The sequence below is a fragment of the Streptomyces sp. NPDC086077 genome (assembly GCF_040686175.1).
In the GTDB taxonomy this organism is placed as follows: Bacteria; Actinomycetota; Actinomycetes; order Streptomycetales; family Streptomycetaceae; genus Streptomyces.
Genome location: NZ_JBFBJT010000135.1, coordinates 1 through 20,331, shown reverse-complemented (window position 1 = coordinate 20,331; position 20,331 = coordinate 1). Strand labels below are relative to the sequence as shown.

Below are 20,331 nucleotides of genomic sequence, written 5' to 3'. Positions count from 1 at the left end.
GAGAGCCGGGCACCGCGGTGTACGGAGGTGAAGGACATCGGCGTCCCCTCGGTGACGGGATGGCACAGCGCTGTCATTCTTGGGCCCGGCACCGGTGTTCCCTGGAAGCGGTCCGCTCACCCGGCGACCGTGCAGTCGAAGGCGTGCAGGTAGGGGTTGACCGGCCGGACGTCGCCGACGGTCAGACCCGCCTCGGTCAGCCGCGCCGTCATGCTGGCGGTGGTGTGCTTGGCACCACCGACGTTCAGGAGCAGCAGCAGGTCCATGGCGGTGCTGAAGCGCATCGACGGGGTGTCGTCGACGAGGTTCTCGATGACCACGACCCGGGTGCCGGGGCCGCCGGCCTCGATGACGTTGCGCAGCAGCCTGGCCGTGGACCCGTCGTCCCACTCCAGGATGTTCTTGATGACGTAGACATCGGCCTCGACCGGCACGGACTCGCGGACGTCGCCGGGCACGATGCGCGTCCGGTCGGCGAGGTCGCCGCCCTGGCGCAGCCGTGGCACGGCGTTCTCCACCACACGCGGCAGGTCGAGCAGGTAGCCCCGCATCGACGGGTACTTGTCCAGCAGGCTGGCCACCACGTGCCCCTGGCCGCCGCCGAGGTCCGCCACGGAGGAGGCGCCGGACAGGTCCAGCAGGGCGGCGACGTCGCGCGCCGACTGCTCGCTGGAGGTGGTCATCGCGCGGTTGAAGACGTCGGCCGACTCCGGGGCGTCCTCGTTCAGGTAGACGAAGAACTCCTTGCCGTACAGGTCCTCGACGACGTTGCGGCCGGTGCGCACGGCCTCGTCGAGCTTGGGCCAGGCGTCCCAGGTCCACGGCTCGGTGCACCACAGCGAGATGTACCGCAGGCTGTTCGGGTCGTCCTCGCGCAGCAGCCGGGACATCTCGGTGTGGCCGAACGTTCCGTCGGGCCCCTCGGCGAAGACGCCGTAGCAGGACAAGGCGCGCAGCAGCCGGCGCAGCGGCTTCGGGTCGGTCTTCACCGCGGCCGCGAGGTCCTCCACGGTCATGGGGGAGTCCGCGAGGGCGTCGGCGATGCCCAGCCGGGCGGCCGCGCGGACGGCGGCGGCACACGCCGCCCCGAACACGAGCTCTCTCAGCCGCATGGACGGCGGCGGTGGCGGAGGAGCCGAGAGCTCGGGGGATGGAGCGGTCATGTGCCGCCTTCCTTCCTTGCGTGGGTGGGGCAGGTCGGTCCGGTCAGCACAGCCCCGTGGGCTTGGAGGCCCCGCAGGCGTTGCCCTCGAAGGCGTTGGCGCTCGCGGTGGCCTCCTGGTTGACCAGGTCGGCCGGCGAGTTGCCCTCCAGGCGGTTGCCGGTGATCCGGTTCCGCTCGCTGGTGACGCCCACCATGCTCTTGAACAGGACGATGCCGCCCGACAGCGGCGAAGTGCCCGCGTGACCGATGACCGTGTTCCGCGTGACCAGGCTGTTCTCGGCGCCGGTCAGGACGATGCCGGAGCCCTGCAGGAAGGGCAGCCGGGCGGTCTTGGCGCAGTACTTGTTGTTGCGCTCGACGCGGTTGTCGCTGACGGTCAGGGCACCCGCCTTCGGCTTGTTCTCGTCGCCGACGAGGAACATGCCGGTGCAGTTGCCGGTGACGTAGTTGTGCGCCACTTCCAGGTTCCGCATCCGGCGGACGGTGAGGCCGATGCGGTTGTCCGCCAGGTGGTTCCGCTCGATCACCGTGCCCTTGCTGTCCATGGCGCCGACTTCGGCCTTGACGTTGTTGGCGAGGAAGAGACCGGCGTCACCGTTGCCCCGGGCGGTGTTCTGGCGGAACACGCCTCGTGTGGAGTGCTCCTGGGAGATGCCCCACTGCCCGTTGTCCTCGGCGGTCACCCGCTGCACGGTCAGACGGTCGGTCCCCAGGGCGTACAGGCCGACCTTGGGGAACTCGGTCACCTTCAGGTCGGCGATCGTGACGTCCGGGACGGCCTTGTGCTTTGCCCCGATCACGCAGATGCCGTTCCCGGCCGCCTTGCAGCCGATGGGGGGCGTCTTGGTGCCCGGCGCCTTCGGGGCCGGCTTGATCACCGTGCGCTGGCCCATGCCCCGCAGGGTCAGTCCCGGCGTCCGCACCGTGATGCTCTCGTGGTAGGTGCCGGGGAGCACGAGCACCGTGTCTCCGGCCTGTGCGGCGTCGACCACCTTCTGGATCGACTCGCCCGGCGTCACCACGTGGATGCGGTGGGTGGCGGAGGCCGGGGCGGTACCGATGAGCGCGCCGAAGAGCGTGGTCGCGCATGCGAGATACGTGATATGGCGTTTTGTCACATTCGGAAGGCTAAGAGCGAATCACCCCATTACCGGCCGGATGCTCCGTTCGGTGGCGTGTCATCCGGGCGGATGGTACGGCTGAGCCGGCGGCACCCCAGGTGCCGCCGGCTCGGTGATCCGTCTGTCGTCGCGCTGCCGCGACTCAGCGCGCCCTCGGCCCGCCCTTCGGCATCCGCATGCCCTTGGGCATCGGACCCTTCGGCAGCGGCATGTTGCTCATCAGGTCGCCCATCGCGCGCAGCCGGTCCGTGGTGGCGGTCACCTGCGGACCGGTGAGCACGCGCGGCAGCTTCAGCATGGTCGTGCGCAGCTTCTTCAGCTCGACCGTGCCCTCGCCGGTGCCGACGATCAGGTCGTGCACCGGCACGTCCGCGACGACCCGGTTCATCTTCCGCTTCTCGGCGGCCAGCAGGGACTTCACCCGGTTCGGGTTGCCCTCGGCGACCAGCACGATGCCGGCCTTGCCGACCGCCCGGTGCACCACGTCCTGGCTGCGGTTCATCGCCACCGCGGGGGTCGTCGACCAGCCCCGGCCGATGTTGTCGAGCACCGCCGCGGCTGCGCCCGGCTGGCCCTCCATCTGCCCGAAGGCCGCCCGCTCGGCCCGGCGCCCGAAGACGATCGCCGTCGCGAGGAAGGCGAGCAGCAGGCCCAGGATGCCGAGATAGATGGGGTGACCGATCAAGAAACCGATCGCGAGGAAGACACCGAGGGTGACGATTCCGACTGCCGCGAGTACAAGACCGATCTTCTTGTCGGCCTTGCGGGTCATCTTGTAGGTCAGAGCGATCTGCTTCAGTCGCCCGGGGTTCGCAGCGTCCGCTGCGGATTCCTTCCTCGCCATGCCACGAAGTCTACGTGTCCCGCGAAGCGCCTTCGACGGCAGTGTGCAACTGAGGAGCGACGGGGGCGAAGGCACGCTCCACGATCTGCTGCGCCTCGATCCGGTCCTTGGCCCTGCGGCGGTCCTCCAGCACGGAGGTCCAGGCGTTGCGGCGCGCGGTGCGCTGACCGCTGCCCATCAGCAGCGACTCCACTGCGCGCAGGGCGGTGGAGAAGGACGGAATCGCGGTGGCGCGAACGGGCGCGGCCTGCATGGTGGAGGTCCCCCCTCGAAAAGGCTGCGGATGCGGGTGTACGTGGTGTGAGTCCAGCGTCACTGATTGGTGTTACCAGGGCGTGACCGACCGGTCAAACACCGATGAAGCCTTGACGCGAAGCCCTCGCACACGAACGCGGCCCTGACGTACGTCCCCATCTGCGAGGACGGTCAGGACCGCGTCGTATCGGTCACTACTGACGGGTAGCCGCTTGTGCGGGAATTCACACGTCTGCCACGCGCCCTGCGGGGCAGGCGGGTGACGCCGTGTCAGACGGCCTGGGCAGCGATGTACGTGCCCCGCTTCTCGACGGCCATCTGGTACAGCCGCCCGGCGCGGTACGAGGAGCGCACCAGCGGGCCGGACATCACACCGGAGAAGCCGATCTGCTCGGCCTCCTCCTTGAGCTCCACGAACTCCTGCGGCTTCACCCAGCGCTCCACCGGGTGGTGGCGCACCGACGGGCGCAGGTACTGCGTGATGGTGACCAGCTCGCAACCGGCGTCGTGCAGCTGCCTGAGCGCGTCGCCGACCTCCTCGCGGGTCTCACCCATGCCGAGGATCAGGTTGGACTTGGTGACCAGGCCGTGGTCGCGGGCCGCGGTGATGACCTTCAGCGAGCGGTCGTAGCGGAAGCCGGGGCGGATCCGCTTGAAGATCCGGGGAACCGTCTCGACGTTGTGCGCGAAGACCTCGGGGCGGGAGGAGAAGACCTCGGCCAGCTGCTCGGGGACCGCGTTGAAGTCGGGGGCCAGCAGCTCGACCTTGGTGCGGCCCTCGGCGCGGTCCTCGGTCTGCTGGTGGATCTGGCGCACGGTCTCGGCGTACAGCCAGGCGCCGCCGTCCTCCAGGTCGTCGCGGGCGACGCCGGTGATGGTGGCGTAGTTGAGGTCCATGGTGACCACGGACTCGCCGACACGGCGGGGCTCGTCGCGGTCGAGCGCCTCGGGCTTGCCGGTGTCGATCTGGCAGAAGTCGCAGCGCCGGGTGCACTGGTCGCCGCCGATGAGGAACGTCGCCTCGCGGTCCTCCCAGCACTCGTAGATGTTGGGACAGCCGGCTTCCTGGCAGACCGTGTGCAGGCCCTCGCTCTTCACGAGGTTCTGCATCTTCGTGTACTCGGGGCCCATTTTCGCCCGGGTCTTGATCCACTCGGGCTTGCGCTCGATGGGGGTCTGGCTGTTGCGGACCTCCAGGCGCAGCATCTTGCGTCCGTCGGGTGCGACTGCGGACACGACCGGCTCCCTAGCGATTGATTCTTCGGCGACTTCAAGGGTACGCCCGTTGATTTGAATGCCCGGCGTGGGTGCTGGCCTCGCTGGGGCTGCCGTTCCCGGACCCTGCTGCCGGCCCGCGTCCACGTCTCAGACGCCGGACGGGCCGACTGCTGCCGGCGTCCTCTCGATCTCGCGCGGCCTCAGGTCCGCGTTCTCCAGTACGTCCGTCAGATGGCGTTCGACGACCGGGGTCACGTCCTCGATCGTGATGTCGCGGCCGAGTTCGTTGGCGAGGGAGGTCACGCCGGCGTCGCGGATGCCGCACGGGATGATGCGGTCGAACCACGCGTTGTCCGGATTCACGTTGAGCGCGAAGCCGTGCATGGTGACGCCCTTGGCGACGCGGATGCCGATCGCGGCGATCTTGCGGTCCTCGCGGCGCTGGCCGGCGTTGGAGGGGGCGTACTCGGGGCCGTTCAGGCGGGGGTCGAACTCGTCGTCCTGGAGGCGGGGGTCGAAGTCGAGGGAGAGGCCGCCGAGGGACGGACGCTGCTCGACCGGGTCGCCGAGGACCCAGACGCCGCTGCGGCCCTCGACGCGGGTGGTCTCCAGGCCGAACGCCGCGCAGGTGCGGATCAGTGCCTCTTCCAGGCGCCGTACGTGCGCCACGACGTCCACCGGGCGCGGCAGCTTCTGGATCGGGTAGCCCACCAGTTGGCCCGGGCCGTGCCAGGTGATCTTGCCGCCGCGGTCCACGTCGATGACGGGGGTGCCGTCGAGGGGGCGCTCGTTGTCGGCCGTGCGCCGGCCCGCGGTGTACACCGGCGGGTGCTCCAGCAGCAGCACGGTGTCGGGGATCTCGTCGGCGAACCGCGCCGCGTGCACCCGGCGCTGCTCGTCCCACGCCTCCTGGTACTCGACGGCGTCCGCACCGAATCCCATACGGACGAACCGCAACTCACTCACGGCAAGCGCCTCCCTAGAAGGTCGTAAGGCACGAAAAGCGCCTACGCCACTGTACGACTGCCAGGGGTGCGTCAGCGCTGGTGGCAATCCTCACACGATCGGATGAATGAACGTCGAAGTGTGCGATCAGTCGCTCACTCTCCGCTACATTCGCGCCGTTCACGAGGCCATAAGGGCTGCTCACAGGCAATCCGGGCAGCACGGCGGCGAAGGCCGCCGAAAGCCCGAAGGCAGGAGACCGCACCGCAGATGACGGAACGACCCGCGCAGCGCACTCCCAACCGCCAGCTCGCCGCGCTCATCGCAGAAGCGGGGTTCTCCAACGCAGGTCTCGCCCGTCGCGTGGACCAGCTCGGCCTCGAACACGGACTCGACCTCAGATACGACAAGACGTCCGTCACCCGCTGGCTGCGAGGGCAGCAGCCCCGAGGCACGACCCCGGCGCTCATCGCCGAGGTGTTCACCCGCCGGCTCGGCCGCCGGCTCACCGCCCAGGACCTGGGCCTGGACGCCTGCGCCCCGGTCTACGCGGGTCTGGAGTTCGCGGCCGGTCCGGAGGAGGCCGTCGACATCGTCAGCGGCCTGTGGCGCAAGGACTCCGGCAGCCATGCCGAGCTGCGCAAGATCGCTTTCACGCCGGCCGGGCTGGTCGTCCCCAGCCGGGACTGGCTGATCGGCCGGGCCGACGAGCGGGTCGCCCGGGGCGACGCCCCGGCCCGGGTGCCCCTCCAGGGCCGCCCCGCGGTGCCCCAGCAGCGCGGCCGGGCCGAGCGCGGGCCCGGCCACCGGGTCACCGGCGGCGACATCGCCGCGCTCCGCTCGGTCGCCGAACTGTTCCGCACCCTCGACAACGCCTACGGCGGCGGCCACGCCCGGCAGGCGCTGGTGCGCTACCTGGAGCACGAACTCGAACCGATGCTGCGGGGCGCCTACGGCGAGCAGACCGGCCGCCGGCTGTTCGCCGCCGCGGCCGACCTCACCCGGCTCGCCGGCTGGACGTCGTACGACATCGCCGCGCACGGGCTCGCGCAGCGGTACTTCGTGCAGGCGCTGCGGCTGTCGCAGGCGGCCGGGGACCGGGCGTACGGGGCGTACGTGCTGGTCACCATGAGCCGGCAGGCCGTCTATCTCAGCCATGGTCGGGAGGCCGTGCAGCTGGCGCGGGTGGCCCAGCAGGGAGTGGGCGGTTCCGCGCCGCCCGTCGTCCAGGCGCTGCTGCACGCCGCCGAGGCGCGGGGGCACGCGGTGCTGGGGGAGGTGCGGGCGTGCACCGCGTCGCTCGTCCGCGCCGAGCGCGCGCTGGAGACGGCCCGGCCCGGGGACGACCTGCCGTACTGGGCGCGCTTCTTCGACGAAGGGCAGCTCGCCGACGAGTTCGGGCACTGCCACCGGGACCTCCAGCAGTTCCGCGCCGCCGCGCAGCACGCCGAGCGGTCGCTGCAGCTGCGGCCCGCCGGGCTCGCCCGCAGCCGGCTGTTCTGCTGCGTCGTCCTCGCCACCGCCCGCCTCGGCCTCGGCGAACTCGACCAGGCCTGCCAACTGGCCGCGGAGGCGGCCGGCCAGGCGGCGGAGATGCGCTCGGTGCGGGCGGTGGAGTACGTCAAGGACTTCGAACGCCGCCTGGAGCCGTACAAGGACGCGGCCCCCGCCCGAAGCTACCGCGACAAGGTGGCGGCTCTGAACTGAACGACGCCGACGCGACGGCGCTTCGCTCCCGCCACACCTCTCCCGGCCCTCCGGGCCGGTGCCCCGCGCGCCGCACCCCGGGGACGGCGCCTCCACGCGCCGCCCCGGGCCGCAGGCCCCCTTGTGGCGGTGCCCAGGTGTCCGTGGACCCCTCGCGGGCGGACCGGCCGGGGTGTTTCAGGCCGCGTGGGCCGTGGGGCTGGGGTCTGCCGTGTGCAGGGAGCCCGCCGCGCCGAGGTCCGTCAGGATCGCCGTGGACGCGCGGCGGCCCGAGTGCAGGGCGCCCTGGACCGTGCTGGTGTCCCGGTGGTCGCCGCACACGTACAGGCCCGCCAGCAACCGCACCGGCCGTCGTAGATCGTGCGGCGGGCGCATCGCCGGGACGGCCTCGGCGGTGTGCTGCACGGCCAGCGTCTCCCAGCGCGCCGTCGACGTGCCGTACAGCCGGGCGAGGTGCATCCGCACCGCCGTGTCGACATCGCTCGGCGCCGTCCCCAGCACCGTCGACGACACCAGCGCCCGCCCCGCCGGCGCCCGCGCCGGATCGACCGCGCTGACCACCGCCGTGTGCGTCACCGGCCCACCCCGGTCGGCGTCCAGCAGCAGCGACGCGCCGGTCTCCGGCGGCTCGTCGGTCGTGTGGTGCACCACCGTCACCGGATGGAAGTCCGGCACCCGCAGCCCGGGCAGCAACTCGGCCGCCGTCCGCGCGTCCGTCGCCACCAGCACCGCCCGGCACCGGAACTCCCCGTGCTCGGCCGTGCTCACCGACGTCGTGGACACCCCGGTGACCCGCACCCCGGTCCGCACCGACCCCGGTGGCAGCCCGCCCGCGAGCAGTTCCGGCAGCACCTCCGCGCCCCCCTCCGGCAGACACATCCGCCCTGCCGCGAACGCCCGCAGCGCGAGGTCGGCGCACCGGCTGGACGTGGTCAGCTCCGGGTCGCACAGCAGCGCGGCGAGCAGTGGGCGCAGGAAGCCGTCGATGGTCCGGGCGGGCAGCCCGCGCGTCGCGAGGGCCTGTCCGGCGGGCGACTCCGGGCGGGACAGCAGCCGTTCGACCGGCATCGCGCCGATCCGGGCGAGCGCGGCCCCGAGCCGCGCCTGGTCCACCGCACCGCCCAGCGGCGCACCCGCCCGGGGAGCGCCCGCCAGCCCGCGTGGCCCGGCGGTCGGCCGCGGCGTCACCCTGGGGGCGCTCGCAAGGGCGCGCACCGCATGGAGTGCGCCCCTTGCGCTCCCACCGCCCGCCGGGGCGCCCGCACGCTGCCGGCGCCCGTCGCTGTGCAGCAGGACGCCCGGGGCGAACGCGCGCAGCGCGAGCGCGTCGAGCCCCGGAGTCAGGCGCAGTTCGGGATACGACGTGAACAGGAGCTGCCCGATGCGGTCGAGCCGGAAGCCGTCGACCTTCTCCGTCGTCATCCGCCCGCCCACACAAGGGGCGGCCTCCAGCACGGTGGTCGCGATTCCTGCACCGGTCAGCCGATGCGCCGCGGCGAGACCGGCGACCCCGGCTCCCACGACGACGACGTCCGCCTGATACGCGGGCTCAAGCACGTGCCCCTCCTCGACGTTACGCGGCCGGTGGAGAGGTCATGCCCTCAACCGGCTTCGGAGATACCCGAGTTCGGGTCGAGGTTAGGTCTGTCTCCGGTCAGGGACAGTCGCGCATGGACAGGGCACGGTCGCACGGCGGTCGCATACGGTCAGACTCGTGGGCACACCTCACCCGGCCGCCCGGATCGCCCCCTCGATCCCCGGGAACGCGAAGTCGAACCCCGACTCCAGCAGCCGCTTCGGCACCGCACGCTGACTGCCCAGCACATCCCCGGCCATCTCGCCCAGCGCGGCCCGCAGCACCGGCGTCGGCACCGCGAACAGCGTGGGCCGGCGCAGCACCCGCCCCATCGCCGCGGTGATCTCACGGTTCGTCAGCGGCTCCGGGGCCGTCAGGTTGAACGGCCCGGACAGGTCCTCCCGGTCCAGGAGGTGCCGGATCGCGGCGACCTCGTCGTGCAGCGAGATGAACGACCAGTACTGCCGCCCGTCCCCGAGCCGCCCACCGAGCCCGGCCAGGAACAGCGGGAACAGCCGCCCCCAGGCGCCGCCCTCGCGGGACACCACCAGCCCGGTCCGGGTGAACACCGTCCGCACCCCCGCGTCGAGCGCCGGCGCCGCGGCCGACTCCCACTCCACGCACAGCTCCGGCAGGAAACCCCTCCCCGAGGGCGCGTCCTCGTCGACGGTCCGCTCCCCGGTGTCCCCGTAGTAGCCGATCGCGCTGCCGCTGACGAGGACCCGCGGCCGCCGCTCCACCGGCAGCCCGGCGACGGCCCTGGCCAGCGTCGCGGTACCGAGCACCCGGCTGTCACGGATCCGTGCCTTGTACGCGTCGGTCCAGCGGCGGTCGCCCACGCCGGCACCCGCCAGGTTCACCACCGCGTCGCACCCCGCGAGCCCGGCCGCGTCGACGTGCTCGCCCTCGGGGTCCCAGCGGATCTCGTCCGCCGCCCGGGGCTCCCGGCGCACCAGACGCACCACTTCGTGCCCCTCGGCGGTCAGGGACCGCACGAGGGCGCTTCCGATGAGGCCGGAGGCGCCGGCCACCGCGATTCGCTCCATGCGCCCATCCTGCCCGGTCGACCGGGCCGAACGGCCTCACTGACGCTCGTACGGCCGCCGTACAGTGACGTCATGCCGGTTCCGTACATACGTCACGCCAGGTACACCGACGAGGACACGCTGGGGTGGCTGGACCGCCGCTGCTGGTCCGCGCTGCACTCCGTCCAGCCCCGCCCCAGGCCGCCGTACGAACCCTTCTTCGGTGACCGCTTCGGGCCGCACGACCATCTCGTGGCCGAACTCGCCGGAGTGGTCGTCGGCTACATCCGGCTGGGCCTGTCGACGCCGCTGGAGAGCAACTCCCACGTCCGGCAGATACAGGGCCTGGTCGTCGCCGACGAGGCGCGGGGCGGCGGGGTCGGCCGGGCGCTGCTGCGGGCCGTGCAGGACGAGGCACGGCGGCAGGGGGCGCGCCGGCTCACCCTGCGGGTCCTCGGGCACAACACCCCGGCCCGGGGGCTCTACGAGGCGGAGGGCTTCGTGGTGGAGGGCGTGCTGCCGGAGGAGTTCCTCCTCGACGGGAAGTACGTCGACGACGTGTTGATGGGCCGCGCCCTGTGAGGCGCCCCGCCGGGCGCCGCCGTCACGACGTCACCAACTCGCCGGTGTCCACCGGCACCGTCGCCTGTGCCGCCCGTGCCGCGTCGCCGGCGACCTCCGCGGCCGTCAGGACGTAGCCCGTCTCCGCGTCGGACGTGGAGCGGGCGAAGACCACGCCGAACACCTTGCCGTCGGTGGTCAGCAGCGGGCCGCCGGAGTTGCCGGGGCGGACGGTGGAGCGGATGGAGTAGATCTCCCGGGTGACGTTCTCGTTGTTGTAGATGTTCTGCCCCGTCGCCCGCACCCGGTTCGCGACCGTCGCGGCCTGCAGGTCCAGCCCGCCGTCCTGCGGATAGCCGGCGACCACCGCCGCGTCCCCGCGGTCGGCGTCGTCGTCGAACTCCAGGGCGGGGGCGGGCAGATCCGGCACATGGAGCACCGCCACGTCCTTGCCCGGATCGAACAGCACCACCCGGGCCTGGTACGACGGCCCGACCCCACCGATCCGGACGGTCGGCGCGTCGATGCCCGCCACCACGTGCGCGTTGGTCATCACGTGCTCGGCCGCGTACACGAACCCGCTGCCCTCACGCCCCTGTCCGTCCGCCACGCCCTCGACCTTGACCGTGCTCCGCCGGGCGGCGTCGGTGGCGCTCTGCGTGACGTTGTCCCCGGAGGGTCTGGCCACCTCGGCGGTCGACTCGTTCTGGAAGGGGTTGAACACCTGCGGGAAACCCGCCTCGGTGAGCGCGGACGTGGCCCGCGAGAACCAGGCCGGGGTGGCGTCCGGCATCGCGGTCTGCACCGCGCCCAGCAGCCGTGAGTCCCGGATCGCGCCCGTCAGCAGCGGCGAGGAGGACGCGGCCAGCACACTCGCGGCCACCCATGCCACGATCAGCACCGCCACCGAGTTGGCCGCCGCCCCGCCCACCCCGTCGGCCACCCGCAGCGGCCCCCGCTCCAGCTCCCGGCGCAGCCGCAGCGCCGGCCGCCCCGCCAGCTCGTGCCCCACCACCGCGGGCACCAGCACCGTGAGGACCGCGGTCACCGTCGCCGTCGTCGTCCCCGGCGAGACCAGATCCATCACCCACGGCAGGATCCACACGCCGATCACCGCGCCGCCGACGAACCCGGCGAGCGAGACACAGCCGGCCACCAGCCCGCGCCGGTAGCCGGAGCCGGCGTAGGCCAGGATCACCAGCGCCAGCACGATGTCGAGCAGGTCCACGGAGCAGCCTTTCTCCAGTCCCCGTCGGTGCGCGCGGCCACGCGCCCCGGCACGCCCTAGTACGCGCCGGACGGGTCCGGTGATCAGCCACGACCGTGGTGCCGGCCGCGAACCCGCCACGTCTGCGTGTACCCGAAAAACGTCACCGACCCGGACGATGGTTCCACCGGGTGGCACAGCACACATCGCGGGCGGACCGGACCGGCCCGACAGTGGGTCCATGCGTGTCCTGAAACGTGGCATGAGAAGAAGACAGGGAGCACGGCCGCGCGCCGTGCACATACCCGGCAACGCCGTGGTGCTCGCGGGCTGTCTGCCCGGACTCGCCGCGGTGACCGCCCTGGCGCTGTGCGCCCACGGCGTGGACCAGTCGGTGACGGCCGCCCGCGACACCCACGCGCTCGCCGCCCGCGTACCCGCCCCGCACACCGCCCCCAGGCCGGCCGTCCTCCCCCGGACGGTCTGGGCCGACCCCGGCGAAGCCCCCGGCAAGCAGCCGCCGCCCCGCTACGACGACAGCGTCGTCGCCGTGTTCGTGCACCACACGGACACGCCCAACGCGTACCGCTGCGAGGACGTCCCGCAGATCATCCGCGACCTCTACGCCGGTCAGACCGGCGCCCGCGACTTCGACGACATCGGCTACAACTTCCTCGTCGACCGCTGCGGGACCATCTACGAGGGCCGCGCGGGCGGCGTCGACCGACCGGTCACCGGCGCCCACACCCTCGGCTTCAACCACCGCAGCACCGGCATCGCCGCCATCGGCACCTTCACCGCGGGCGCCGAGGTGCCCCGCGTGATGACCGACGCGATCGCCGCGCTGTCCGCGTGGAAGCTGGGTACGTCGGGCACCGACCCGCGCGCGACGGTACGCCTGGTCTCCAGCAACAGCCTCAGCCGCTTCGCCGCCGGCACCGCCGCCGTGCTGCCCACCCTGGCCGGCCACGGCGACGGCTACATGACCCGCTGCCCCGGCGCCGCCCTGACGGCGCGGCTGCCCGAGATCAGGGACCTGGCGGCCCGGTTGCAGGGGCGCCCGTGACTCCCCTCGTGAACCCCACAGGAAGGCCGCGGCCCCCGCGCGGGCCGCACGACGGCCGGCGCCCCACCGCTCCGCTCGTCGGCCGACCGGAGATGGGGGTCATGAGCGACGACACAGGCACGTGGAGCGAGGCCCTGCGCGGGCCCTGGACCGTGCTCTGCGCGGTCGCGACCGTCGTCCTGGGCCCGCGCACGGCCATCGTGTCCGCCCTCGACCAGGCCAACGCGGCGCCGCTGCACCACGGCGCGGACCAGCCGCACGGCTAGCCCCGCCTGGGCCCGAGGACCGGCGGCCTCACTCCTTGAAGCGGTCCCACAGCCGCGGATACCGCTGCGCGAGCGCCGCCTCGTTCTCGAAGTCCACCGGCGTGCCCTCCGGTTCCGCGGGAGCGGGCGCGATGCCGAGGTCGGGGGCGACGGTCCCGGTGAGCTGTTCGTAGGCCTCGTCGGCCGCGTAGCCCAGCTCCTCGCCGTCGCCGTCGATCTCCTCGTCGAAATCGTCCAGCAGGTCGGCGAGCGAGTCGGGGACGTGCACGGCACCCTCGTACACCTCGCGGCCCTGGCCGATCAGCCAGCACCGGAAGAAGTCGAAGGCGTCGTCGCTGGCCCCGTCGAGCAGCACCCAGGCGGCACCCCACAGGTCCCAGGTGTACGCGCGGTTGTAGCGGGCCTCGAAGTGACGGGCGAAGTCGAGGACCTCGTCGGGCTCCTGCTGGAGGAGCCGTTCCACCAGGAGGTCCGCCTGCTCCTCCGGGTCGCCCTCGGCGGCCTCGCGGGTGGCGTCGATCAGCTCCCAGAACTCCGTCTCGTCCATCACGGGTCAAGCATCGTGCCTTCCCGGGTGGGGCGCACGCGGAGTGCGGTGGATCGTTATCGGCGGTAAGGCCGCGTCAGGCGCCGTACAGCCGGGCCAGCCGGGCCGCGTCACCGGCGAAGCGGGCCCGCAGGCTCTCCGGTGCCAGCACCTCGACCTCCGCCCCGAGCGCCGTGAGCTGTGTGTGGGCGACCTCCTCGGACTCCACCGGCAGCGTCAGCGTCACCCATCCGCCGGAATCCGGGGCGCCGGCGTCGTCCAGCGCCCCGCGGGCGGAGAGCGGATCGACGGCGTACGGCAGGGCGCGCGCCCCGGCGGGCGAGAGCCGCACCACGACCTCGGCGCGCAGGAGGGACCGCGCGAACTGCTCGGCCCGCTCCTCCCAGAAGGCGGGCAGATCGAACTCCTCGTCCCGTGCGAACCGCTCCTCGCCGGTGCCGACGGCCGTGAACCGGTCGATCCGGTAGACCCGCCAGGCCCCCTGCGGGACCGCCCGCGCGCACAGGTACCAGACGCCCGCCTTGAGCACGAGCCCGTACGGCTCCAGCTCCCGCTCCACCTCGCCGTCCCCCCGGCGGTACCGCGCGGTGATCGGGCGGTCGTCCCACACCGCGTCCGCGACGACGGGCAGCAGCTCAGGTGTGCGGGGCTCCTTGAACCAGTTCGGCGCGTCCAGATGGAAGCGCTGCGCGGCCGTACGGGACGCGTCGCGCAGGGACGGCAGCAGGGCGGCGGACACCTTCAGCCGGGCCGCCGAGGCGGCGTCCTCCAGCCCCATCTCCCGCAGCGCCCCAGGCACCCCGGACAGGAACAGGGCCTCGGCCTCACCGCGGTGCAGACCGGTCAGCCGCGTGCGGTAGCCGCCGATCAGCCGGTACCCCCCGGCCCGCCCCCGGTCGGCGTACACCGGGACCCCCGCCTCGGACAGCGCCTGCGCGTCCCGGGTGACGGTCCGCTCGGACACCTCCAGCTCGCGGGCGAGCTCGGCGGCGGTCATGGAGGGGCGGGACTGGAGCAACAGCACCATCTTGATGAGCCGGGCAGCACGCATACGGCCATGATGCCGGGGGCCACCGACAACGAAGGGGGCACGGCAGCAGCCGTACCCCCTTCGGCGAGCGTGGGCCTTACAGGCCGTACTTCTCGCGGGCCTCCTTCACGGCCGTCGCCTTGACCTCGCCGCGCCGGGCGAGCTGGGCCAGGGCCGCGACCACGATGGACTCCGCGTCGACGCCGAAGTGGCGGCGGGCGGCCTCACGGGTGTCGGACAGGCCGAAGCCGTCGGCGCCCAGCGAGGACCAGTCCTGCTCGACCCACTGCGCGATCTGGTCCGGCAGCTGGCGCATGTAGTCGGAGACCGCGAGGACCGGGCCCTCCGCGCCCTGGAGCGCCTGCCGTACGTACGGCACCCGCTCCTCGCCGCGCAGCAGCGCCGCGTCGGCCTCCAGCGCGTCCCGGCGCAGCTCGCTCCAGGAGGTCGCGGACCACACGTCGGCGGCCACGCCCCACTCCTCGGCGAGCAGCCGCTGCGCCTTCAGCGCCCAGTGGATCGCCGTTCCGGAGCCGAGCAGCTGGATGCGCGGGGCGTTCGCCGGCACGGTCACGCCCGCCGACTCCGCCGTGTTGAAGCGGTACAGGCCCTTGACGATGCCCTCGTCGACACCGAGGCCCTGCGGCTTCGCGGGCTGCGGCAGCGGCTCGTTGTAGACCGTCAGGTAGTAGAAGACGTCCTGGTCCTCGCCCGGCTTGGCCTCGCCGTACATCCGGCGCAGACCCTCACGGACGATGACGGCGATCTCGTACGCGAACGCCGGGTCGTAGCTGAGGGCGGCCGGGTTGGTGGCCGCGATCACCGGGGAGTGGCCGTCGGCGTGCTGGAGGCCCTCGCCCGTCAGCGTCGTACGGCCGGCCGTCGCGCCGACGAGGAAGCCGCGGCCGAGCTGGTCGCCGAGCTGCCACATCTGGTCGGCCGTGCGCTGCCAGCCGAACATCGAGTAGAAGATGTAGAACGGGATCATCGTCTCGCCGTGCGTCGCGTACGACGTCGAGGCCGCGATGAAGTCGGCCATGGAACCGGCCTCGGTGATCCCCTCGTTGAGGATCTGGCCGTCCTTGGCCTCCTTGTAGTACATCAGCTGGTCGCGGTCGACCGGCTCGTACGTCTGGCCCTTGGGCGAGTAGATGCCGAGCGACGGGAACAGCGACTCCATGCCGAAGGTGCGCGCCTCGTCGGGGACGATCGGCACCCAGCGCTTTCCGCTCTCCTTGTCGCGGACCAGGTCCTTGACGAGGCGGACGAACGCCATGGTCGTCGCCACGTTCTGCGCGCCGGAGCCCTTGTCGAAGGAGGCGAAGGCCTTCTCGGCGGGCGCGGGCAGCGGGGCGACCGGGTGCACCCGGCGGGCCGGGGCGAGGCCGCCGAGGGCGGCGCGGCGCTCCTGGAGGTAGCGGACCTCGGGGGAGTCGGTGCCCGGGTGGGCGTAGGGCACCACGCCGTCGACGAACGCGCTGTCCGCGATCGGCAGGTCGAGCAGGTCGCGCATCGTCTTGAACTCGTCCACCGAGAGCTTCTTCATCTGGTGGTTGGCGTTCTTCGACGCGAAGCCCTCACCGAGGGTGTGGCCCTTGACCGTCTGGGCCAGGATCACGGTCGGTGCGCCCTTGTGCTCGACGGCGGCCTTGTACGCGGCGTAGACCTTGCGCGGCTCGTGGCCACCGCGGGAGAAGTGGAAGCAGTCCAGGATCTTGTCGTCGCTCAGCAGCTTCGCCATCTCGGCGAGCGCCGGGTCGGCACCGAAGAAGTCCTGGCGGATGTAGGCGGCGTCGCGGGTCTGGTACGTCTGTACCTGCGCGTCGGGTACCTGGCGCAGGCGGCGTACGAGCGCACCCGTGGTGTCGAGCTGGAACAGCTCGTCCCAGGCCGAGCCCCACAGCGTCTTCACGACGTTCCAGCCGGCGCCGCGGAACTGGGCCTCCAGCTCCTGCACGATCTTGAAGTTGGCGCGGACCGGGCCGTCGAGGCGCTGCAGGTTGCAGTTGATGACGAAGGTGAGGTTGTCCAGCTCCTCACGCGCGGCCAGCGCGAGCGCCGCCGTCGACTCCGGCTCGTCCATCTCGCCGTCGCCGAGGAAGGCCCAGACGTGGGACGCGGAGACGTCCTTGATGCCGCGGTTGGTGAGATAGCGGTTGAACCGCGCCTGGTAGATCGCGGAGAGCGGGCCGAGGCCCATCGACACCGTCGGGAACTCCCACAGCCAGGGCAGGCGGCGGGGGTGCGGGTACGACGGCAGGCCGTTGCCGCCGGCCTCGCGGCGGAAGTTGTCGAGGTGGTGCTCGCTGAGCCGGCCGTCGAGGAAGGCGCGGGCGTAGATGCCGGGGGAGGCGTGGCCCTGGATGTAGAGCTGGTCGCCCGACCCGTCGGCCTCCTTGCCCTTGAAGAAGTGGTTGAAGCCCGTCTCGTAGAGCCAGGCCGCGGAGGCGAAGGTGGCGATGTGGCCGCCGACGCCGTATTTGGAGCCGCGGGTCACCATGGCGGCCGCGTTCCAGCGGTTCCAGGCGGTGATCTTCCGCTCCATCTCCTCGTCACCGGGCACGGAGGGCTCGGCGGCGGTGGGGATGGTGTTGACGTAGTCCGTCTCCAGGAGCTTGGGCAGCGAAATGCCGGTGCCCTCGGCGCGTTCCAGCGTGCGGCGCATCAGGTACGCGGCACGGTGCGGCCCGGCCGCCTTGGCGACGGCGTCCAGGGAGGCCCGCCATTCGGCGGTCTCCTCCGGGTCGCGGTCCGGGAGCTGGTCGAGCTCGCTCGGCTGGGTGGCGTTGGGGTCGGTCATGTCGCCGCCTTCCTCAGTCGAAGGGGGTTCCCTCATCGGTAAGGGTTCGGGGGTGCCCTTGGTCTTTGGCAGGACAGGGCGTGAGGCTCTGGTGGAAGCCCGTCCGGAACTGTAACTCCCTGATCGATGATCGATCAAAGGGTTGACCCGGAAAACCTCTCGATCGCGAGAAAGTCGGCACGCGGTGCCTCCGATTTGGGCACGCGGTGCCGGGATTTCCCTTGGTTTCTGCAGGTGGGAGCGCGTCTGAGTGCCATGCCGCTCGGTTGTCGCCCGCCGTCAAGGGCCGGCGTGCGCCGGGTTCCGTACCCGCCCGCCGGGGTGCCGGTGCGACCAGTTCAGGAACACCGCGAGGGACACCAGCAGCCACCCGGCCAGCACGAGGAAGGGGAAGGCGTGCTGGTGGTCGGGGAAGTAGACCGCCGTGTGCTGCGCGTTGACCGACGCGCCCGGCGGCAGCCAGCGCCCGACCTCTCCCAGCAGGGAGGGAAGCAGCGCCCAGGACACCGCGCCGCCCGAGGACGGGTTGCCCAGCAGCACCATCAGGCCCCAGGTCGGCAGCATCGCCCAGCGTCCCATGAGCGTGTTGAACATGGTGAAGACCATCCCGCTCGTGAGCATCGTCAGCGCCAGGATCATCCAGGACTCCACGAAGGGCAGGTCCAGCGCCCCGAGCCCCCAGTCCACCACCGCCGCGATCCCGAACCCGCCGATCAGCGCGTACGTCACGGTGAAGGCGATCCGCTCCAGCGGATTCAGCTCCCGCGCGTGCACGCTCAGCTGGATCGACCCGACGAACCCGATGATCACGGCCGCCAGGGAGATGTAGAAGATCGCCAGCCCGCGCGGATCGCCCTTCTGCAAGGGGTTGATGTCCTTCAGCGTGACCGCGACCCCGGTCTGCCGCCCCACGGCGACCGCCGCTTCGGCCAGCACCTCCGCCACGGACGCCCCGGACGCCCCCGAGACGTCGAACCTGACGAGCCGTCCGTTCTCGCGCACGTCGAGGATCGCGAAGATCTCCTGTTCCTCCACCGCCGAGCGGGCCTCGGTCACGGTGCCGTAGGCGCGCAGCTTCATGGACGCGTTCAGCGCCCGCTCCATGCCCTCGATGAACGCGCGTCCCCGCGCCGCCTCGTACTGCCCCACCACCGCCGTCGGGATGGAGTGGGGCGTGGGGTTCGCCATGGAGTACGTGTACGAGCCGGCGAAGAGGCACGCCGCCGCGGAGATGATCAGCACCAGGACCGTGGCGGGCAGGAAGGGCGACTGCCGGAAGCGGTCCCACTTCTCCTCACGCGTGGGCGGTTTGCCGTGAACACCATGCGCCGCATCGGACATACGTCAACATTACGGTGCGTAATAACGGGCTCACGCCCGCGGCGCGCACCCCAGGACATGGGACTTCACGATCTCCGCGATCCGCGGGTCCCGGCGCCGGAAGGCCGCGACCAGTTCCTCGTGCTCCTCGGCGTACGACTGCTGCACCGTCCCCAGCCAGCGGATCGACAGGGCGGTGAACACCTCGATGCCGAGCCCCTCCCAGGTGTGCAGCAGCACGGAGTTGCCGGCGGCGCGGACCAGCTCGCGGTGGAAGCCGACCGTGTGCCGCACCTGGGCCGTGCCGTCCGCGTTGCGGTCGGCCTCGTACAGGGCGGTGACGTGCGGCTCCAGCGCGGAGCAGTCGTCGGCGAGCAGCTCCGCGGCCAGCTCGGCGGCGATCGCCTCCAGGCCGGCCCGGACCGGGTAGCTCTCCTCCAGGTCCGCCGCGGTCAGGTTCCGCACCCGTACGCCCTTGTTGGGCGCGGACTCGATCAGACGCAGCGACTCCAGCTCGCGCAGCGCCTCACGGACCGGCGTCTGACTGACCTCCAGCTCGGTGGCGATACGGCGCTCCACGATCCGCTCGCCCGGCTGCCAGCGCCCGCTGATGATCCCCTCCAGGATGTGCTCGCGGATCTGTTCGCGCAGCGAGTGGACGACGGGCGCGGTCATGGGAGCTCCTTAAGGCGCGTTTGACGTTTAGACAATAAGGCCGTCCACGCGTGAGGGAGGGGCGCACGGGGGCGCTCTGGTGCAGGTGAGACGAGGCGCACACGCCTGTGTTCCCCGCGCCCCGGGAAACGGCGACGCCCTCGCCGGAGAGTTCCGGGCGAGGGCGTCACCGTGTCGACTGGGCGTTCTACAGGCCGAGCTCGACCTCGAACTCGCCGGCCTCCAGGATGGCCTTGACCGCCGTCAGGTAACGGGCCGCGTCGGCGCCGTCGACCAGGCGGTGGTCGTAGGAGAGGGTCAGGTAGGTCATGTCGCGGACGCCGATGACCGTGCCCTCCTCCGTCTCGATGACGGCCGGGCGCTTGACCGTGGCGCCGATGCCGAGGATCGCGACCTGACCCGGCGGCACGATGATCGTGTCGAACAGCGCGCCGCGCGAACCGGTGTTGGAGATGGTGAAGGTCGCGCCCGCGAGCTCGTCCGGCGTGATCTTGTTCCCGCGGACCTTGCCCGCGAGGTCCGCCGTGGCCTTGGCGATACCGGCGATGTTGAGGTCACCGGCGTTCTTGATGACCGGGGTCATCAGGCCCTTCTCGGAGTCCACCGCGATACCGATGTTCTCGGTGTCGAAGTAGGTGATGGTCCCCTCGGCCTCGTTGATCCTGGCGTTGACCGGCGCGTGGGCCTTCAGCGCCTGGGCCGCGGCCTTGACGAAGAACGGCATCGGCGAGAGCTTGACGCCCTCACGGGCCGCGAACGCGTCCTTGGCACGGGCGCGCAGCTTCATCACGCGGGTGACGTCGACCTCGACGACCGACGACAGCTGGGCCTGCTCGTGCAGTGCCTTGACCATGTTGTCGCCGATGACCTTGCGGATCCTCGGCATCTTCACGGTCTGGCCACGCAGCGGGGAGGCCTCCAGGACGGGGGCCTTCTTCGCGGCGGCCGGGCCCGCGGCGGCGGCCGGGGCCGGGGCGGCCGCGGCGGCCTTGGCGGCTTCGGC

The 20,331-nt window shown here is 72.0% G+C and carries 19 protein-coding genes; 4 read left to right on the top strand and 15 right to left on the bottom strand.

Translation table 11 applies throughout. The annotated features are described in order from the left end of the window. Positions 1-116: 116 nt before the first annotated feature. The 6 genes from AB0O67_RS29410 to lipB all read right to left on the bottom strand — a co-directional run bounded on the left by AB0O67_RS29410 (position 117) and on the right by lipB (position 5,569). The gene (locus AB0O67_RS29410; protein WP_365456370.1) at positions 117-1,163 is read right to left on the bottom strand and encodes a methyltransferase; all 1,047 of its coding nucleotides are present in this window, start codon (positions 1,161-1,163) and stop codon (positions 117-119) included. Positions 1,164-1,206: 43 nt separating this feature from the next. After that, entirely contained in the window at positions 1,207-2,283 is a 1,077-nt protein-coding gene (locus tag AB0O67_RS29405) for a right-handed parallel beta-helix repeat-containing protein (RefSeq protein WP_365456367.1), read from the bottom strand. Between the two features lie 145 nt (positions 2,284-2,428). After that, a complete protein-coding gene (locus AB0O67_RS29400) occupies positions 2,429-3,130 on the bottom strand; it encodes a DUF4191 domain-containing protein (RefSeq protein ID WP_365456364.1) in 702 nt (233 codons plus the stop codon). A 10-nt stretch (positions 3,131-3,140) separates the two neighbouring features. Beyond that, positions 3,141-3,383 carry a hypothetical protein gene (locus AB0O67_RS29395; protein ID WP_365456361.1) on the bottom strand — a complete coding sequence of 81 codons (243 nt, stop codon included), beginning with the start codon at positions 3,381-3,383 and terminating at the stop codon, positions 3,141-3,143. Positions 3,384-3,655: 272 nt separating this feature from the next. Further along, positions 3,656-4,621, bottom strand: coding sequence for a lipoyl synthase (lipA, locus tag AB0O67_RS29390; protein WP_365456358.1), 966 nt, complete (start codon positions 4,619-4,621; stop codon positions 3,656-3,658). A 129-nt stretch (positions 4,622-4,750) separates the two neighbouring features. Continuing rightward, complete coding sequence (lipB, locus tag AB0O67_RS29385; RefSeq protein WP_365456355.1) at positions 4,751-5,569, bottom strand: lipoyl(octanoyl) transferase LipB; 819 nt, start codon at positions 5,567-5,569, stop codon at positions 4,751-4,753. Between the two features lie 249 nt (positions 5,570-5,818). Between lipB and AB0O67_RS29380 the strand changes: the two genes are divergently transcribed. Continuing rightward, positions 5,819-7,255: a regulator gene (locus tag AB0O67_RS29380; RefSeq protein WP_365456352.1), complete on the top strand. Its 1,437-nt coding sequence runs from the start codon at positions 5,819-5,821 to the stop codon at positions 7,253-7,255. A 177-nt stretch (positions 7,256-7,432) separates the two neighbouring features. On the opposite strand, the gene AB0O67_RS29375 is transcribed toward AB0O67_RS29380, so the two are convergent. Together AB0O67_RS29375 and AB0O67_RS29370 are read right to left on the bottom strand one after the other, a co-directional pair. Beyond that, positions 7,433-8,812 carry an NAD(P)/FAD-dependent oxidoreductase gene (locus AB0O67_RS29375; RefSeq protein WP_365456349.1) on the bottom strand — a complete coding sequence of 460 codons (1,380 nt, stop codon included), beginning with the start codon at positions 8,810-8,812 and terminating at the stop codon, positions 7,433-7,435. Positions 8,813-8,980: 168 nt separating this feature from the next. After that, positions 8,981-9,877, bottom strand: coding sequence for a TIGR01777 family oxidoreductase (locus tag AB0O67_RS29370; RefSeq protein WP_365456346.1), 897 nt, complete (start codon positions 9,875-9,877; stop codon positions 8,981-8,983). 72 nt (positions 9,878-9,949) lie between these two features. On the opposite strand from AB0O67_RS29370, the gene AB0O67_RS29365 reads away from it, so the two are divergent. Beyond that, the gene (locus tag AB0O67_RS29365) at positions 9,950-10,438 is read left to right on the top strand and encodes a GNAT family N-acetyltransferase (protein WP_365456343.1); all 489 of its coding nucleotides are present in this window, start codon (positions 9,950-9,952) and stop codon (positions 10,436-10,438) included. A 22-nt stretch (positions 10,439-10,460) separates the two neighbouring features. Here AB0O67_RS29365 and AB0O67_RS29360 read toward each other — a convergent pair whose 3' ends face one another. Then, positions 10,461-11,645: a MarP family serine protease gene (locus tag AB0O67_RS29360; RefSeq protein WP_365456340.1), complete on the bottom strand. Its 1,185-nt coding sequence runs from the start codon at positions 11,643-11,645 to the stop codon at positions 10,461-10,463. Positions 11,646-11,886: 241 nt separating this feature from the next. Here AB0O67_RS29360 and AB0O67_RS29355 point away from each other — a divergent pair, with 241 nt between their 5' ends. Together AB0O67_RS29355 and AB0O67_RS29350 are read left to right on the top strand one after the other, a co-directional pair. Continuing rightward, positions 11,887-12,690, top strand: a complete 804-nt coding sequence (locus AB0O67_RS29355; RefSeq protein ID WP_365456337.1) for a peptidoglycan recognition protein — start codon at positions 11,887-11,889, stop codon at positions 12,688-12,690. 101 nt (positions 12,691-12,791) lie between these two features. Next, a complete protein-coding gene (locus AB0O67_RS29350) occupies positions 12,792-12,956 on the top strand; it encodes a hypothetical protein (RefSeq protein WP_365456334.1) in 165 nt (54 codons plus the stop codon). A gap of 28 nt (positions 12,957-12,984) precedes the next feature. On the opposite strand, the gene AB0O67_RS29345 is transcribed toward AB0O67_RS29350, so the two are convergent. The 6 genes from AB0O67_RS29345 to AB0O67_RS29320 all read right to left on the bottom strand — a co-directional run. Beyond that, positions 12,985-13,503, bottom strand: coding sequence for a DUF4240 domain-containing protein (locus tag AB0O67_RS29345; protein ID WP_365456373.1), 519 nt, complete (start codon positions 13,501-13,503; stop codon positions 12,985-12,987). 76 nt (positions 13,504-13,579) lie between these two features. Next, a complete protein-coding gene (locus tag AB0O67_RS29340) occupies positions 13,580-14,554 on the bottom strand; it encodes a WYL domain-containing protein (RefSeq protein ID WP_365456331.1) in 975 nt (324 codons plus the stop codon). Between the two features lie 76 nt (positions 14,555-14,630). Further along, positions 14,631-17,333: a pyruvate dehydrogenase (acetyl-transferring), homodimeric type gene (aceE, locus tag AB0O67_RS29335; RefSeq protein WP_365456328.1), complete on the bottom strand. Its 2,703-nt coding sequence runs from the start codon at positions 17,331-17,333 to the stop codon at positions 14,631-14,633. 279 nt (positions 17,334-17,612) lie between these two features. Then, a complete protein-coding gene (locus AB0O67_RS29330) occupies positions 17,613-18,674 on the bottom strand; it encodes an ABC transporter permease (protein WP_365456325.1) in 1,062 nt (353 codons plus the stop codon). A gap of 30 nt (positions 18,675-18,704) precedes the next feature. After that, the gene (locus tag AB0O67_RS29325) at positions 18,705-19,328 is read right to left on the bottom strand and encodes a GntR family transcriptional regulator (RefSeq protein ID WP_365456322.1); all 624 of its coding nucleotides are present in this window, start codon (positions 19,326-19,328) and stop codon (positions 18,705-18,707) included. Between the two features lie 187 nt (positions 19,329-19,515). Then, on the bottom strand, positions 19,516-20,331 hold an 816-nt coding region (locus AB0O67_RS29320; protein WP_365456319.1), incomplete at its 5' end, for a 2-oxo acid dehydrogenase subunit E2.

Coding starts and splice junctions, on each gene's coding strand:
- AB0O67_RS29410 (WP_365456370.1), bottom strand. CDS start 1,163: ATGACCGCTCCATCCCCCGAGCTCTCGGCTCCTCCGCCACCGCCGCCG.
- AB0O67_RS29400 (WP_365456364.1), bottom strand. CDS start 3,130: ATGGCGAGGAAGGAATCCGCAGCGGACGCTGCGAACCCCGGGCGACTG.
- AB0O67_RS29395 (WP_365456361.1), bottom strand. CDS start 3,383: ATGCAGGCCGCGCCCGTTCGCGCCACCGCGATTCCGTCCTTCTCCACC.
- AB0O67_RS29380 (WP_365456352.1), top strand. CDS start 5,819: ATGACGGAACGACCCGCGCAGCGCACTCCCAACCGCCAGCTCGCCGCG.
- AB0O67_RS29370 (WP_365456346.1), bottom strand. CDS start 9,877: ATGGAGCGAATCGCGGTGGCCGGCGCCTCCGGCCTCATCGGAAGCGCC.
- AB0O67_RS29365 (WP_365456343.1), top strand. CDS start 9,950: ATGCCGGTTCCGTACATACGTCACGCCAGGTACACCGACGAGGACACG.
- AB0O67_RS29355 (WP_365456337.1), top strand. CDS start 11,887: ATGAGAAGAAGACAGGGAGCACGGCCGCGCGCCGTGCACATACCCGGC.
- AB0O67_RS29350 (WP_365456334.1), top strand. CDS start 12,792: ATGAGCGACGACACAGGCACGTGGAGCGAGGCCCTGCGCGGGCCCTGG.
- AB0O67_RS29345 (WP_365456373.1), bottom strand. CDS start 13,503: ATGGACGAGACGGAGTTCTGGGAGCTGATCGACGCCACCCGCGAGGCC.
- AB0O67_RS29340 (WP_365456331.1), bottom strand. CDS start 14,554: ATGCGTGCTGCCCGGCTCATCAAGATGGTGCTGTTGCTCCAGTCCCGC.
- aceE (WP_365456328.1), bottom strand. CDS start 17,333: ATGACCGACCCCAACGCCACCCAGCCGAGCGAGCTCGACCAGCTCCCG.
- AB0O67_RS29330 (WP_365456325.1), bottom strand. CDS start 18,674: ATGTCCGATGCGGCGCATGGTGTTCACGGCAAACCGCCCACGCGTGAG.
- AB0O67_RS29325 (WP_365456322.1), bottom strand. CDS start 19,328: ATGACCGCGCCCGTCGTCCACTCGCTGCGCGAACAGATCCGCGAGCAC.